The organism is Halostagnicola sp. A-GB9-2, assembly GCF_030068615.1.
Lineage (GTDB): Archaea > Halobacteriota > Halobacteria > Halobacteriales > Natrialbaceae > Halostagnicola.
The window spans coordinates 947,389-961,217 of the sequence record NZ_JASJOC010000001.1; the positions used below are offsets into that span (position 1 = coordinate 947,389).

11 protein-coding genes, 2 tRNA genes and 1 other RNA gene are annotated in these 13,829 nt (G+C 62.2%); 6 read left to right on the forward strand and 8 right to left on the reverse strand.

The features are described from left to right. Positions 1-81 precede the first annotated feature (81 nt). Positions 82-185, reverse strand: a tRNA-Asn gene (locus QNM96_RS04715). A gap of 96 nt (positions 186-281) precedes the next feature. Here QNM96_RS04715 and cca point away from each other — a divergent pair. Together cca and QNM96_RS04725 are read left to right on the forward strand one after the other, a co-directional pair. Then, complete coding sequence (gene cca / locus QNM96_RS04720; protein ID WP_283834851.1) at positions 282-1,763, forward strand: CCA tRNA nucleotidyltransferase; 1,482 nt, start codon at positions 282-284, stop codon at positions 1,761-1,763. A gap of 44 nt (positions 1,764-1,807) precedes the next feature. Next, on the forward strand, positions 1,808-2,266 hold the full coding sequence (locus QNM96_RS04725; RefSeq protein ID WP_283834852.1) for a DUF4395 domain-containing protein: 459 nt from the start codon (positions 1,808-1,810) through the stop codon (positions 2,264-2,266). Positions 2,267-2,359: 93 nt separating this feature from the next. Here the strand turns inward: QNM96_RS04725 and QNM96_RS04730 are convergent, their stop codons facing one another. The 3 genes from QNM96_RS04730 to QNM96_RS04740 form a co-directional block, all read right to left on the reverse strand. Further along, positions 2,360-3,373, reverse strand: a complete 1,014-nt coding sequence (locus QNM96_RS04730; protein WP_283834853.1) for a histone deacetylase — start codon at positions 3,371-3,373, stop codon at positions 2,360-2,362. Between the two features lie 3 nt (positions 3,374-3,376). After that, on the reverse strand, positions 3,377-3,808 hold the full coding sequence (locus QNM96_RS04735) for a histone (RefSeq protein WP_283834854.1): 432 nt from the start codon (positions 3,806-3,808) through the stop codon (positions 3,377-3,379). Positions 3,809-3,872: 64 nt separating this feature from the next. Further along, positions 3,873-5,321 carry a single-stranded DNA binding protein gene (locus tag QNM96_RS04740; RefSeq protein WP_283834855.1) on the reverse strand — a complete coding sequence of 483 codons (1,449 nt, stop codon included), beginning with the start codon at positions 5,319-5,321 and terminating at the stop codon, positions 3,873-3,875. A 292-nt stretch (positions 5,322-5,613) separates the two neighbouring features. Here QNM96_RS04740 and QNM96_RS04745 point away from each other — a divergent pair. Next, positions 5,614-5,686: transfer RNA gene (locus tag QNM96_RS04745), tRNA-Arg, on the forward strand. 711 nt (positions 5,687-6,397) lie between these two features. Further along, complete coding sequence (locus tag QNM96_RS04750; RefSeq protein ID WP_283834856.1) at positions 6,398-7,300, forward strand: alpha/beta hydrolase; 903 nt, start codon at positions 6,398-6,400, stop codon at positions 7,298-7,300. Positions 7,301-7,371: 71 nt separating this feature from the next. On the opposite strand, the gene rnpB is transcribed toward QNM96_RS04750, so the two are convergent. Beyond that, positions 7,372-7,808: RNase P RNA component (gene rnpB / locus QNM96_RS04755), an RNA gene on the reverse strand. 102 nt (positions 7,809-7,910) lie between these two features. Between rnpB and QNM96_RS04760 the strand changes: the two genes are divergently transcribed. Further along, positions 7,911-8,513, forward strand: a complete 603-nt coding sequence (locus tag QNM96_RS04760) for a TIGR00296 family protein (RefSeq protein ID WP_283834857.1) — start codon at positions 7,911-7,913, stop codon at positions 8,511-8,513. Between the two features lie 160 nt (positions 8,514-8,673). On the opposite strand, the gene QNM96_RS04765 is transcribed toward QNM96_RS04760, so the two are convergent. From QNM96_RS04765 to QNM96_RS04775, 3 genes are all read right to left on the reverse strand, one after another. Next, positions 8,674-9,834 carry a nicotinate phosphoribosyltransferase gene (locus QNM96_RS04765; protein WP_283834858.1) on the reverse strand — a complete coding sequence of 387 codons (1,161 nt, stop codon included), beginning with the start codon at positions 9,832-9,834 and terminating at the stop codon, positions 8,674-8,676. A gap of 93 nt (positions 9,835-9,927) precedes the next feature. Next, complete coding sequence (locus QNM96_RS04770; protein ID WP_283834859.1) at positions 9,928-11,481, reverse strand: Hvo_1808 family surface protein; 1,554 nt, start codon at positions 11,479-11,481, stop codon at positions 9,928-9,930. Continuing rightward, on the reverse strand, positions 11,478-13,130 hold the full coding sequence (locus QNM96_RS04775; RefSeq protein WP_283834860.1) for an Hvo_1808 family surface protein: 1,653 nt from the start codon (positions 13,128-13,130) through the stop codon (positions 11,478-11,480). Before QNM96_RS04775 ends, QNM96_RS04770 begins: the two co-directional genes overlap by 4 nt. Before the next feature lie 120 nt (positions 13,131-13,250). On the opposite strand from QNM96_RS04775, the gene QNM96_RS04780 reads away from it, so the two are divergent. Beyond that, positions 13,251-13,826 (forward strand): isochorismatase family cysteine hydrolase, encoded by a 576-nt coding sequence (locus QNM96_RS04780; protein ID WP_283834861.1) that lies wholly within the window; start codon positions 13,251-13,253, stop codon positions 13,824-13,826. The last annotated feature ends 3 nt before the right edge of the window (positions 13,827-13,829 follow it).

A 13,829-nucleotide genomic window follows, 5' to 3' on the forward strand; every position in this document is an offset into this window, starting at 1 on the left:
TTCTCGAAATCGTGTGCTCGAGAACGAAGCCAAACCGAAACCGATACGCGACGCTCGCCGATCGAGCAACAAACGAAGAAGCGCCAAAGCCAGGACTCGAACCTGGGACAACCTCGTATCTGCGGCGAACAGGAGACCTGAATCGCCGTAACAGCGAGGTGCTCTACCAACTGAGCTACTTCGGCTTATCATAACGTACTCGGTGGGTATTTGATAGGGCTTTCGTTTTGCCCGCACCGAGTTCGACACCCTTTCACGCGGTGGTTGAGTATCCTATCGTGATGACACCTGAGGACGCCGACCGGGGCGGCTCGGATCCCGAACACCTCGAGTCGAACGACGACACGGCCGAAAACGACGACTCGAGCTTCGAGACTGTCGTCGCTCGGATCGGCGAACGAGTCGATCCCGACGACGACGAGCGGGAAGCGCTCCGCGAGGCTGCCACCGCGCTCATTGAGCGGGCCGAATCGGCCGCGACGGAACGCTGTCCCGAGGCGGACGTCCTGCAGGTCGGCTCGACTGCCCGGGACACCTGGATCAGCGGCGACCGAGATATCGACATCTTCGTCCGTTTTCCGCCCGATCTCGAGCGCGACACGCTCGAGGAGTACGGACTCGAGGTCGGCCACGAAACCCTGCCCGACGGTCACGAGGAGTACGCCGAACACCCATACGTAAAGGGGATCTTCGACGGGTTCGACATCGACGTTGTCCCCTGTTTCCGGCTCGAGTCGGCGACCGATATCCGCTCTGCAGTCGACCGCACGCCGTTTCACACCCAGTATCTGAACGAGCGCCTCGACGACAACCTCGCCGCCGAGGTTCGGGTCACGAAGCAGTTCGCCAAGGGAATCGGCGTCTACGGAAGCGACCTCCGAACCCAGGGGTTCAGCGGTTACCTCACCGAACTGCTCGTCTGCGAGTACGGCGGCTTCCGACCGCTCCTCGAAGCCGCCAGCGACTGGAAGCCGCCGATCTGGCTCGATCCCGAGGGTCACGAACGAGCGAGCGAAACGGCGTCGCCACCTCGAACCCCCGAGGTCGAGAACGGCGACCCCCCATTCGACGACCCGCTCGTCGTGATCGACCCCACCGACCCCGAGCGAAACGTCGCCGCCGTCTGCTCGGTCGAGAACGTCGCCCGATTCCAGCACTACGCCCGAAAAATGCTCGAGTCACCCAGTCTCTCGCTTTTCGAGCCCCACGAACCCGCGCCGCTCGAAGACGACGCCCTCGAAGCCCACCTCACGAACCGCGCTACGACTCCAGTCGCGGTGCGCTTCGAGGCCCCTGACCTCGTTGAGGATCAGCTCTATCCGCAGCTCCGGAAATCCCTCGAAGGAGTCACCGACAAACTCGACGCCTACGGATTCGACGTGTTTCGTGCGACGACGTTCGCGGACGAAACCGCTGTCATCTTCGCCGAACTCGCGGTTACCGAACGGCCAGCCCTCGAGCGCCACGACGGCCCACCGGTACACGTCCGAAACCACGCCGAAGGGTTCTTCGAAGCCTACGCGGACGACCCAGACGCGTACGGACCGTTCATCGAGGACGATCGCTACGTGACCGAACGCGAGCGCGAGTTCACCACCGCACTGGAATTTCTCGAGAGCGACCGCCTGCTCGACGTCGGACTCGGCGCACACGTCGAAACGGCACTCGAGGACGAGTACGACGTGCTCGTCGGTGAGGAAATTATCGGACTATTGGCGGAGTTCGATCGAGAGCTGGCGCGGTACTACGATCCCCGTCCCTGAGGAATTCTTATACCGTTCAATCGCGTTACTACGTTGAACAGATTGTGTCACAAATCGACCCACGAGCGCCACGATTCGGCCAAGCGATAACCGCAGCACTTTCACTCGGTGCCGTCCTCCTTCAAGAACCCGCCCTCGTGTACGTTGTTGCAACGTTGTTGCTCGTTCCCGTTCTCTCGAGTTGGCAAATTGATCCCTACGGGTTTCTCTGGAAACGGGTTGCCCGCTCTTTCGTCGGGTCACCAAAAACGACCGAATCCCCCCTCCCACATCGATTCGCTCGAGTCGTCGGCGCGGGATTGACGGGATCGGCAGCTATCCTATTCATCGTCGCGACAGCAGCTGATCTCGCATCGGCCAGCATTCTTGCCTACGGGCTGACGACCGTCGTCGGGTTGCTCGCGGCACTCGGTGCGACAACTGGATTCTGTCTCGGCTGTCGAATGTACCGTCAGGTGGCGTTCGTCAGGGATCTCGGAGTCCTCTCCTCGCCGAGTGAATGAGATATGGAAACACGGGACTGACAACCACCGTCTTGAACCAACAGTGATGGAATAGTTCGGAAACGACGCGTACGAAAATAGAAGGCGGCTCGGTCAGTTATCCAACCCGTGTGCGACGCGGACATCCTCGATCACCGACGCCGCGTCATCGCTCACTTCTCCACCCGGTTCGATCGGTTCGCGTCCGTCGAACGTCTCGTGGACGAGCGCCACGCTATCGGCGAGCACCTCGAGCCCGTAGCCGCCCTCAAGGACGAACGCCAGCGCGGCGTCGGCATCGTCGGCGATCGTTCGGAAGCGATCGGTCATAAGCGCGTAGGCCTCCGTCGGAAGCCGAATCCGCGAAATCGGGTCGTGACGGTGAGCGTCGAACCCGGCGCTGATGAGGATCAGATCGGGGTCGAACGCCTCGAGCGCCTCGGTGAGCGGGCCATCGAGCGCCGCGAGATAGCCCAGTTCGTCCGTCCCGGCGGGCATCGGGATGTTCATCGTCGTTCCGTTTCCGTCGCCTGTCCCCGTCTCGTCGATCTCTCCGGTACCGGGATACAACCCTTTCTCGTGGATCGATCCGAAGAAGACGTCACCGTCGTCGTAGAAAATATCTTGCGTCCCGTTTCCGTGGTGGACGTCCCAATCGAAGATCGCCACGCGCTCGACGTCGTCGTTCGAGTCGATCGCATGTTGGGCGGCGACAGCAACGTTGTTGACGAAACAAAAGCCCATAGCGTCGTCGGAGACCGCGTGATGGCCCGGCGGACGACCGATCGAAAACGGCGTTTCTCGACCGTCTGCGCCCTCGAGAGCGACATCAGCCGCCCAGCACGCTGATCCGGAGCTCCGGCAGATGGCGTCCCAGCTCTCTTCGACGGCGGTCGTATCCGGGTCCCAGTTACCGCCGCCGTCCGCACAGAACTCGTCGACGGATTCGACGTAATCTCGATCGTGAACAGCGGCGATCGTCTCGATCGTCGACAGATCCGGTTCGACGTATTTGACGCCGTGTTTTTTCTTCAGCCGCTCTCGAATAGCCCGAAGCCGGTCGGGTGTCTCTGGGTGACGCGGACCAGGGTCGTGTGCGAGACAGTCCTCGCTGTAGCCAAACTGCATCGTTTATTCAAACAGTGAGAAGTACGTCTCGATGTCGTCCTCGATGATCGTCCGCCGATCGGCGTGGTGGGCGAGGATCGCCGCCGCACGCGCGACGTTGTCGGCGAAGTCCTCGAGGATATCGGCGAGTGCGATCCGAGCGTCCATCGAGACGCGGTATTTGTCGTCGATCTCGATTCTGGCGATACGGTCGACGGGCGCGACCGGTAACTCGAGATCGTCCTTGTCGATCACCGTCTCAACCTCGAAATCGGATGCCATGAGTGTTTTGCGTCCATCTGCGATCGCGCGCTCGGCGGCGTCGATCGCGAGTTCGCTCCCGTGTTCTTGAATCCGCTTTGCGAGTTCCTCCGACGCGTCAGCGCTCACCCGAAGATCACCCGCGTTCCGCCGGATGATCGTATCAACCGGGGCGAACGGGAGTTCGACGTTCATGTTTTCATACCCGAAGGTAACTCCCTTAACGCTTTTCCTACCGGCCCGAGACACTCTCGGCCGCTCAGAATACGTCGCTCGCCTCGAGACGGCCGTCACGGATCACACCTCGGGCAGTGACCTCTTCTCCGAGGCCGACGTCGGCGGTCGTCTCCACGCTCATCGTCGTTTCGCCGTCGTCCAGAACGACCGGGCTCCCGGCCTGTACAACGACACCCGTGAACTCGGTCTCCTCGCCCTCGCTGCCCTGCTCGTCTGCGGTTTCGGGTTCGGACGAGTCGGCGGTTGCGTCGCCATCGCTCGCACTGGCAGTCTCGCTCTCGTCCGAGCCGTCGTCACCGGCATCGGCAAACGACGACAGACCGGCCGATTCGGTATCAGTTGACTTAGCTGAATCAGCCCCCTCCTCGCTGGAACCGAGGACGGTTATCGTCGACCGCCAGCCGGCCGACGCCTCGAGGTCGTCCTGCCAGCCGTCCTGGATCTCGACATCTGCGAGAGCGACTTCGTCGCCGGGCCCAATATCAAGGTCAGCTTTGTCTCCCCACATTGCGACGCGAATGTCGCCCGTCGCGTCCTGAACGCGGATGTTCCGGACCTGCCCTTCGGAGCCGTCGTCCCGATCGAACGTCCGTTTCGGATCCGCGGATCGAACGACGCCCGCGATGTCGACCATCTGATCGATTTCGAGCGATTCGATCGACGTGGTTTCGGGGACGTACTCGACGTCCTCGTCAACCTCCTCGAGCGCCCCCCGGTTTCCGACGTGAAGCTCGAGATCGCCGTCGCGCTCTCGGACGTAGCCGTCGACGACCTCCACCGTGTCGTCGACCTCGAGTTCCGTCGCGCGATCCGCCTGCTCGTCCCAGAGCGTAACCCGAATTCGGCCGGTCTCGTCGCCGAGCGTGAGGTTCGAAACTTTTCCTTCCGAGCCGTCGTCCCGATCGAACGTTCGCACGGTATCTGTATCGAGAACCTTTCCGACGAGATTGACGTTCGAGAGACCGAGTGAGAGGTTCTCGACGGTGTGGACGTCCGACACCTGCACGTCGACCTCGGTGTCGTCGTCCGGCTCGAGGTCGTCCACGCTGATTTCGACGCCGTTGAACCCTTCCTTCGGTCGGCCCTTGATTCGGAGCACCTGACCCTCCTCGAGTTGCTCGATCGCGGCCTCTGCGTGGTCGTCCCATAGCGAGGCTCTAACGGCACCGGTCTCGTCCGCGACTTCGACGTTGACGACGCGACCATCCTCGTCCTCGCCGTCGCGTTCGAACGTCCGCAGTTCGCCGATGCTCACCACTTTGGCGACGAACTTCGCTTCCTCCATTCCCGGCTCGATATCGGCGACGCCGCCAACCTCGCTTTCGCCGACCTCGTGAGCGATGAGCATCGCTGCGGTCTCCTCGTCCGCGAGCCCACCCATCTGCTCGACTTTCTCCTCGACAGCCTCGCGAAACTCCTCGAGCGAGACGTCGGCCTCGAGGTCTTCGTAAACCCCCTCGATGTCGCTCATTCTACTCTGAACCATGCGTAGCCCGCGCATAAGCGTTGTCCATTCGACCGGTCAGATCGTCGTCGCTGCTGGTGGAAACCGCGTCTTTCCGGCGTTCTGAACCCCAAGTCGAGGGGATCGGTTCTGCGGTCATGCTCGGTTCTGGTTCGGGATAGTATATAAACCTCCGGCGGCTGGTCGCGGCGTCGAACGACGACGTGTTCAACGGGTCGTGTGGTGTGTTCTCGAGAATCTGACGCAGAGAGCGGGGTTTCGAAAGGGCTTTAACTTACACGGCGGTACGTTGAGTTGAGTCCTGGTAGGGTAGTGGACTATCCTCTTGGCTTGCGGAGCCAGGGACCGGAGTTCAAATCTCCGTCAGGACGCTCACTTATCGCGGGCGCTTCGCATTGCTCAGCGCCCGCTCTTGCGTTCGGTCCTGACGTGCCCAACGCTCACTCCGTTCGCGTTGGACTCCGTCAGGACGGTTCTGTCGACACCAAACCGTGAGCGATGCGTGGCGTGTCCGCGCCACGGAAAGCGAACGGCGAAGCCGTGAGCAGCGAGCGGCTGGTGTCGACGAAACTCCAATGCGGAGATTTGAACACGAGGGTCGCAGCCCGCGCAACCGAGCGAAACGAGGTGAGCAGGACCGTCTCTCACCTGTTCAAATCTCCGGAGCGTCGGAGACGCTCCGTGCCTTACACTCACTTCGTTCGTGTAAGACTCCGTCAGGACGTTTCTCTTCAGTAGGCTCTGGTGAATCACTAGACGCCGTCGACTTCTATGGACGAAGGGTAGGTCCGAGAGGTGCTATTCTAAACAATTCCAGCCACAACCTCAGAAGAATCCACGAGAAGAGAGCGAGTAGACTCCGTCACAGTCTCTCCAATATTTCCCAACCTAACGCCGTATGGCGACTCACCAAAGCTCTCCAGTACAACACTCCGAACAAGTCACTCCGATAACTCGAGTCATCACGAAGCCCAGCGACCTTCTCGAGGATTCGCCCACCGAACGACACTGGAATGTGCCTGCAGGACGCGTACCTGCGCCCAACACAGAGATGCAGTCGATCAAGGTGTGACAGTGGGAATATGAACGAAACACACGCGAACTCGACCGGCGAAACGCACGAAAATGGAGGTGGGTCGGCGACGGTCAGCCGACGGCGGATGCTTCGAACGACGGCAGTGACGGCCGTCGGTAGTGCCGGTCTCGCCGGGATAACCGGGTCGGCTTCGGCAACCGGATTCACGGGATGTGAAGACTGGGAGGAGGCACCCGCGGAGTACCCGGAGATCGATCTCACTACCGGCAATCCATCAGCGGCGAATTTCGAGGACCTCGAGGACGAATCGGAACTCGTCGTTTTCGTCCACGGCTGGCTCGGACTCGAGACGAGCACGGACCAGGCGTACACGCTCGAGCGAGCCCTCGAAGAGAACGAATACGACGCGCCGGTTGCCGCGGCCTCGTGGGAGGCGGACACGCGAAATTACTGGCGCGCGGAGAGCAGAACCGAGACGGCCGGTCAACGGCTCGCGTCGTGGCTCGAGTCCGACCGAGTCGACCTCGAGGAAACGACGGTTCGGCTGGTTGGGCACTCGCTGGGTGGCCGGGCGTGTCTCGAGACGCTCACCGCGCTAGGCGGCGAGGAGGTCATCGAAACCGTCACACTGGTCGGCACCGCCGCGGACGACGATTCGGTCTGTACTGAGGGGGCGTACGCTTATGCCATCGACGCCAGCGCTGAGGCGGTCTACAACTATCACTCCGAAAACGACGACAGCGTCTGTTACGGCTACGACCTCCAGTCGCTTTCGAGCGGCCTCGGCTGCGGCGGTGCCGACTGTAGCGGCGGCCTGCTCGGCGACGACAGCGGTTCGACCCTGGACAACTACACCGACCTGAACGTGACCGACGAGGTCAACGATCACTGTGCGTACACGAAATCGGGTGTCGGTTGCGTTCCACAGATCGTCGACGACTTCGAGTAATCGGTACTCGAGACTCGAGGTTACCTACTGACGCGAAACCACGGAGCGTCGCCACTCGAAGGGTTGAAACTGGGTGAGAGGAATAAGCCCCCTTCTGTTCATCCCGGCATTCGGCTGAGCGTTCGCGTCGCCCGCTCTCGCGGCGCGTTCGGGCTACCAGCGACGCGAACTTGCACCGGTGAGGATTCGCCGTTCCATCGCTCCTCGGCCGTCGACAGCCGATCGCATCGAGCGATCTGCGATTTCGAATCGCACTTGCCAGCTGTCTGCCCTCTGCGGGTTCACTCCCCTTCCTCTCGGTCAGGTTCGCACGCATCATCGGTCGGGCCGAGACGTGTCGTTTCTGTTCCAGAGCCAGCGGTCTCCCGCTCCGGATTTGCATCCGGTCACCCGCCCGAACGGTGGGGGGACTTTCCTCGCGAGCGCGAACCGACCTCAAGGGGCGGAACACGTTGGACAGCCGACTCGTCGCCGAGTCAGCCGCCGCGGCAGCCAGGCTCTCTCTCCCAGTTATCGTAGGGTCGGGGGCCGAATAAGTCCCTCGGTCGGCAACACTCACCGGATTTCTGAATGGAAGCGCTTTAGGGTCTCAACATACATGTACATTTGTATGTCCCAGCGACAGGGCGTCGACCTTTCCTACGAAGACGGTGCACGTGCGGCCGAACTCGCACGAGAATCCGTCGAGTCTTTCGTACTCAACGGTCAACGAGAACATCCAGGTAGCATGCGAGAAGCGTTTTACGAGCGAACGGGCGCGTTCGTCCGCCTCGAGTCGACTCGAGGCCGCGGAAGCCTCCGCGGCTGTGCCGGCGGCTACCGATCTGATGATCAACTCGGACACGTCATCGTCGACGCAGCGATCGAAGCTGCAAGCGACGATTCGTGCGGTTCTGAGGTGACACCCTCGGAACTCGACAACCTCACCGTCTCGGTGTGTACCGTCAAGAACGTACTGTTGACCGACGATCCGCTCGAGGATATCGAGCTCGGAAGCCACGGCGTCGCCGTCGACGGCGGCGGCAAAAGCGGTTGGCTCTACCCGACCGTCCCCGTCCAGAACGACTGGAGCGAGCGCGAGTACCTCGACCGAGCGTGTCGGAAAGCCCGACTCCCACCGACGGCGTGGCAGGACGACGATGTCGTCGTCACGCTCTTCGAAGGTCAGGTCTTCCGCGAACGCGAAGCCGACGGAAGCGTCGAACAGGTATAATCGGCGACCGAATTCTCCGACGAAATCCCGGTCAGCGAGCCGGTCGCCTCTCGATCTCCCTTGAATGTGCTAATGGGTCGAAGAGTAGTCAGCGTCGTTGATACGTTACAGACGCCGAACACCGGGGCCGCAATGAGAAAGACGGCTACTGATAGCCGTGCTACTCCGCTGGATCTCCGAATCCGACCGCCTCCGCATCCCCCAGACAGCGTTCGCTCGCCGCCTCGAGATCGGGTTCTCGAACGATCTCCCCGTCTCGAACCAGCGGCTCGAGGAGCGCTTTTCCCCCATCGGGAGCGTCGCCGTCCGCGAGCGCGACGTGGTGGCCGCCCTCCGGAGTCCGGTACACGTCTTTGACACCCGAGAGCTTGCCCCGCTTCGAGATGGGTTCGCCCTCGAGTTCGACGATATCGAGGCTGAAATCGAGCGGGTCCCTGTTCGTGATGTGGCTCCCGACGCCGAAGCCGTCGGCGACGTCTCGGAGGTTCCGAATCGAGGCTGGACCGATGCCGCCGCTACAGAAGATATCGACGTCCTCGAAGCCTCGAGCGTCGAGTTCCCAGCGGATTTCTCGAACGATGTGTCGGAAGTCGCCGCGGCGGGAACCGGTGGTATCGAGGCGGACACCGTCGAGTCGGTCGCCGAGCGTGTCCGCGGCGAGCAACGTTTCGCTCTTTTCGTCCCAGAAAGTATCCGTTAGCGCGATTCGGGGAACGTCTTCGGGAACCGCCTCGTCGAATGCCTCCCACGCCGCCGCCTGGTTTCCTTCGCCGAAGGCGAACATGAGCGCGTGGGGCATCGTTCCACTGGCCTCGCGCTCGAGCAGTTCCCCCGCGGCGACGTGAGAAAAGCCGTCGAAGCCGGCGAGTAACGCGGCGCGTTCGACCGTCGTCGCGATCGAGGGATGGACGTGGCGAGCGCCGAAGGAGAGAAGCGTCGAATCGGGCGCGGCGAGTCGAGCCTCGAGGGCCGCGGTCGCGAAGCCGCTCGGCTGAGAGAGAAAGCCAAGCAGTGCAGTCTCGAGTTCGGCGAACTCGAGGTAGGGACCTTCGATTCGGGCGACGGGCCCACCGTCGAAGAGCTGTCCGTCCGGCAGGGCATCGATAGCAACGGCTCGTCCCTCGAACAGCGTTGCGATATCGGCGATCCCAGTGAAGACCGAAAACTCGCCGGTCGGGAACTGATCTGCGGTCACTTCGGCGACGACGTGAGGATTCTTTCCAGCGTGCTCGAGGGTGGTCTGCGTCCGGTCGAAGTAGGCGTCGGTCGCAGTGCCCTCGAGAATCGCCTCCGCTGTGACGGTCTCGAACGGGTTCGACATACCCTCGCTTTCCGACGGAGGGCGAAAAAGCTACCCGTCTGTCGGTGACGACGAAGTGTTGACACCCTTGACGCTGGACGAGAGCAACACCGGCTATCCCGTAGCCCCTACAGCGACCGGGGAACGCTCAGAAGCGGGCGTAATGGATGTGTTCGAGACCGAACCGACGTCGTGTACTTCGGCGAGTTCGCCGACAGTCGGTGCGGCGACGATTTCGACTCGGTCGTCGACGACGGCGGCGTGATACGCACCCTCGAACGGCCCGTCGTCGATTAGATACGTTTGACCGCCGTCATCCGTGGCGGTTGATTCGTCCGCGTCGGTCGCCGCCGCGTCGTGGTTTTCGAGGAGTTCGACGTACGCGTTGGCAAAGCGCTCGGCGTCGGTATCGCTGTCCCACTCGAGGTGCCAGACGTGACCGAGTCGGTCGTCCTCGGCGTCTCGATCCTGGTACGCGACGAAGCTGTCGCCGGCCCAACCGTCGGTCGTCGGGTGGGAGTAGTTGTACGGCGAGAGGGGTGCGGTTCCGTCGCTTTCCGCACCCTGGCCGTCGTCGACGCCCTCATCGATCGGCCGGTCGATGACGCCGTTGGCCCACAGCGATGCAAACAGCGTCGCTTCCCCGACGGTCTCGACGTGCGGGCCGCCGTCGTCGTCCGTCGCCGGCTCCCAGTTCGAACTCGAGCGGTCCGGCACCTCGACGGTGACCGGCTCGGTGTCCGGATACAGTTCGGGATGGATCACCTGCGACGTGCTCACCGGGCGGTTTTCGTAGGCCTCGTCGACGGCCTCCCAACCGTAGCGTTCATGGAGGGACTCGACGAACGTCGGGCCCTCGGAGTATGGCGCGTAGATCGAGAGGAAGAGGCCGATATTGGACGGCTGACCGACCGGTTCGTCCGGTCCGTCGGGATCGTCGGGCGCCCCGCTATCGGGCAGACACTCCCATGCAGATCCACAACGCTGGTCGTACAGGTGCGGAACGTAGTTCGCTTCGCCCTCGATGAGCGCGTTTTCGGCTCGTTGTTCGTCGGCGGTTTTGCCTTCTCGCTCGAGGCCGAACTGCTGGTCCTGTAGCGCGTGGACGAGTTCGTGGACTAACGTGGTTCGATCGATCCGGATCTCGTCGGTATCGTCGGTGACGATGACGATCCGGTCGGCGCTGTAGTAGCCCTGCACGGAGTCTCCGTAGAGTTCCTCGAGCGCGTCGTTGACATCGGTGTCTCCGTCGACGACGAACGCTCCGCGCCATAGTTCGTTGGTAGCCGGAGAGGCGGGATCTGCCGAGCCGATCACGCCGGATCGCTCGCGGAACTCGTCGCGACTCACGACCTCGACCGAAACGTCGTGTTCGAACTTCTGTTCTCGGACGACCTCAATTCGGGCCATCGACCGGTATTTGAGCGCCTCGAGTTCGGCTTCGGAAAGCGCCGCCGGATCGTCGATCTCGAGGATGTCGTCGTAGGCGTACTCTCCGACGTATCCGAGGTCTCGGTCCGTGTCGAACTGCTCGGGTCCGCTCGGTCCGAACGGGAGCGTGCACCCGGAAAGAACGATCAGAACGGCAATCGCGACCAATCCGAGTCGCCGCGACCGCGCGGGAGGACTCGAGCGCGGCGACGGTCCTGACGGCGTCGATCCGGTCATCGAGAAACACGAGCGGCGAGCGCGCCCACGAGTAGCGCCGCCAGCCCGATGGCGACTCCGAATCCGGGTATCGGCTCGGCGCTGGTCGTCTCGGTTTCGTCCGAGTCATCCGCGTCAGATTCGTTTTCGGCCCCCGCATCGGTTGCGTTCGCATCCAACTCGAGCGTGTCCTCGCCCGCTGGCGCAGCGTCGGCGTCGAGTTCCGACAGTTCCGAGACCGAGGGCGCACGAACGACGGTCACGCTCTCGTCGTCGTGATCGACGAAGTACGCTCCCGGATAGCCGGTTTCGTCGTCGATCTCGAACGTGTCCCGATGGTCGTCGACCTCGTCCGCATCGTGGATATCGAGGAGTTCGAGATAGCCGTCGAGGAACTGCTCGGCGTCGTTCTCCGAATCCCACTCGGTCTGCCAGACGTAGCCGCTGTCCTCGACCGAGTCGTTTTCGCCGACGTAGGTGACGAGTTCGTCGCCGGCCCAGCCGTCGGTGTAGTCGTGATCGTACTCGATCCCCGCGATTTCGCCGAACGGTCCGTCGGGGAGTAACTCGCCGACGCCGATCACTGACTCCCCACCGTCGAGGCCGTCAGCAGCGAACATCGCGACCAGCGTCGCTTCGCCGACGGAATCGTTGGCGACTTCTCCGTCTACTTCGTGCTGACTCCAGTTCTCGCTCGATCGATCCTCGAGTTCGATCTCGCGCGGTTCGCGGTCCTCGCCGGGTCGGATCACTTCGGAGGTACTCGCCGGCGGATCGTCGTAGGTAGCGTCGAGTGCGTCCCAGTCGTACGCGTCGTCGCCCTGCCGATCTCCCTCGAGAATCGAGTCGACGTATCCGGGGCCGTCATCGTACGGGAAAAACGTCGTGAGGTAGAGTCCCCAGTTGATCGCCGGGGGCTCTTCCGGAGAGTCCGTGGACGGGAGGGTGCACGCCCACTCGTCCTCGCATCGCTCCTCGTATTCGGTCTCGACCCAGACCGCGTCGCCTTCGATTAGACCGTTCTTTGCGTTGTCCTGATCCTGCGTCTCGCGGTCGTAACTCGTCAGGTCGAAGTGTTGGTCCTGCAGCGCGTGGAGCAGTTCGTGACCGAGCGTGATCTCGTTCAACTCGGGTTCGTCGGAGTTATCAGAGACAATGACGATTTCGTCGGTTTCAGGATCGTAGTAGCCGGCGACCGAGCCGTCGTATAGCGCTTCGTGTTCGCCGATCGCGTCAGTCTGGCGATCGGCCATGAACAGCGCCTCGAGCCGAACGTTCTCGTGGAGCCGTTCGTCGGCGTTGGGATCCGTCACCATCGCGTCGTCTTGGGCCTGGAACTCCTCGCGAGAGATGACATCGACCGAGACCTCGTCCTGGAACGTCAGCCCGCGAATGGTCTCAACTCGAGCCATCGACCGGCTGATAACGCCGTCGAGGTCGTCGTCGGAAACGGTTCCGTCATCGCTCTCGTCGACGGAAAGCTCGTCGTCGTACCAGTAGCCCTCGACGTACCCGACGGTGTCTTCCGTCGACGGATCGTCGGGCCGGTCCTGCGTCGGACCGTCGCCGATCGACAGGAGGGGGAATCCCGCACCGGCGACCACAACTAACAGCGAGACTATCGAAAGGACGAGGACGACACCGAGTACCCGCGTTCGCGTCGGGTTCATTCGAGACAGATACACTGTCTTGGCAAGCGAGTGTAAAAAGCACGATGGTCAGAGCGAGCGCACCGGGACCAGAACAAACCTGGCGTGAACGTTTTTACGACCATTCGCCTAAAATCGAGTATGGATCTCGAGTCAGACAGCACCGCGGTCGTCGTGGTCGATATGCAAAACGCGTTCTGTCACCCCGACGGCTCGTTGTACGCGCCGGGGAGCGAATCAGTTATCGATCCGATATCCGATCTTGTTTCGCGTGCTCGCGAGACTGGAACGCAGATCGTCTACACGCGCGACGTTCACCCGCCCGAACAGTTCGAAGACGCCCACTACTACGACGAGTTCGAGCAGTGGGGAGAGCACGTCCTCGAGGGATCGTGGGACGCCGAACTCGTCGACGAACTCGCGGTCGAGGACGGCGATCACGTCGTCGAAAAACACACCTACGACGCGTTCCACCAGACCGAACTCGAGGGATGGCTGAACGCTCGCGGAATCGACGATCTGGTCCTCTGTGGGACGCTCGCTAACGTCTGCGTGCTCCACACGGGCGGTAGTGCGGGACTTCGAGACTTCCGCCCGCTCATGGTCGAAGACTGTATCGGTGCGATCGAGGAAGGTCACCGCGAGTACACTCTCGACCACGCCGAGTGGCTGTTCGGAGAAGTTATCCAGAGCGACGAACTCGAGTTCGACGGCTGAACC

What these genes read in the sequence shown, in the direction of transcription:
- QNM96_RS04765 (WP_283834858.1), bottom strand. Translation starts at nt 9,834, where the DNA reads ATGTCGAACCCGTTCGAGACCGTCACAGCGGAGGCGATTCTCGAGGGC.
- QNM96_RS04780 (WP_283834861.1), top strand. Translation starts at nt 13,251, where the DNA reads ATGGATCTCGAGTCAGACAGCACCGCGGTCGTCGTGGTCGATATGCAA.
- QNM96_RS04775 (WP_283834860.1), bottom strand. Translation starts at nt 13,130, where the DNA reads ATGAACCCGACGCGAACGCGGGTACTCGGTGTCGTCCTCGTCCTTTCG.
- QNM96_RS04760 (WP_283834857.1), top strand. Translation starts at nt 7,911, where the DNA reads ATGTCCCAGCGACAGGGCGTCGACCTTTCCTACGAAGACGGTGCACGT.
- QNM96_RS04770 (WP_283834859.1), bottom strand. Translation starts at nt 11,481, where the DNA reads ATGACCGGATCGACGCCGTCAGGACCGTCGCCGCGCTCGAGTCCTCCC.
- QNM96_RS04730 (WP_283834853.1), bottom strand. Translation starts at nt 3,373, where the DNA reads ATGCAGTTTGGCTACAGCGAGGACTGTCTCGCACACGACCCTGGTCCG.
- cca (WP_283834851.1), top strand. Translation starts at nt 282, where the DNA reads ATGACACCTGAGGACGCCGACCGGGGCGGCTCGGATCCCGAACACCTC.
- QNM96_RS04735 (WP_283834854.1), bottom strand. Translation starts at nt 3,808, where the DNA reads ATGAACGTCGAACTCCCGTTCGCCCCGGTTGATACGATCATCCGGCGG.
- QNM96_RS04750 (WP_283834856.1), top strand. Translation starts at nt 6,398, where the DNA reads ATGAACGAAACACACGCGAACTCGACCGGCGAAACGCACGAAAATGGA.
- QNM96_RS04740 (WP_283834855.1), bottom strand. Translation starts at nt 5,321, where the DNA reads ATGAGCGACATCGAGGGGGTTTACGAAGACCTCGAGGCCGACGTCTCG.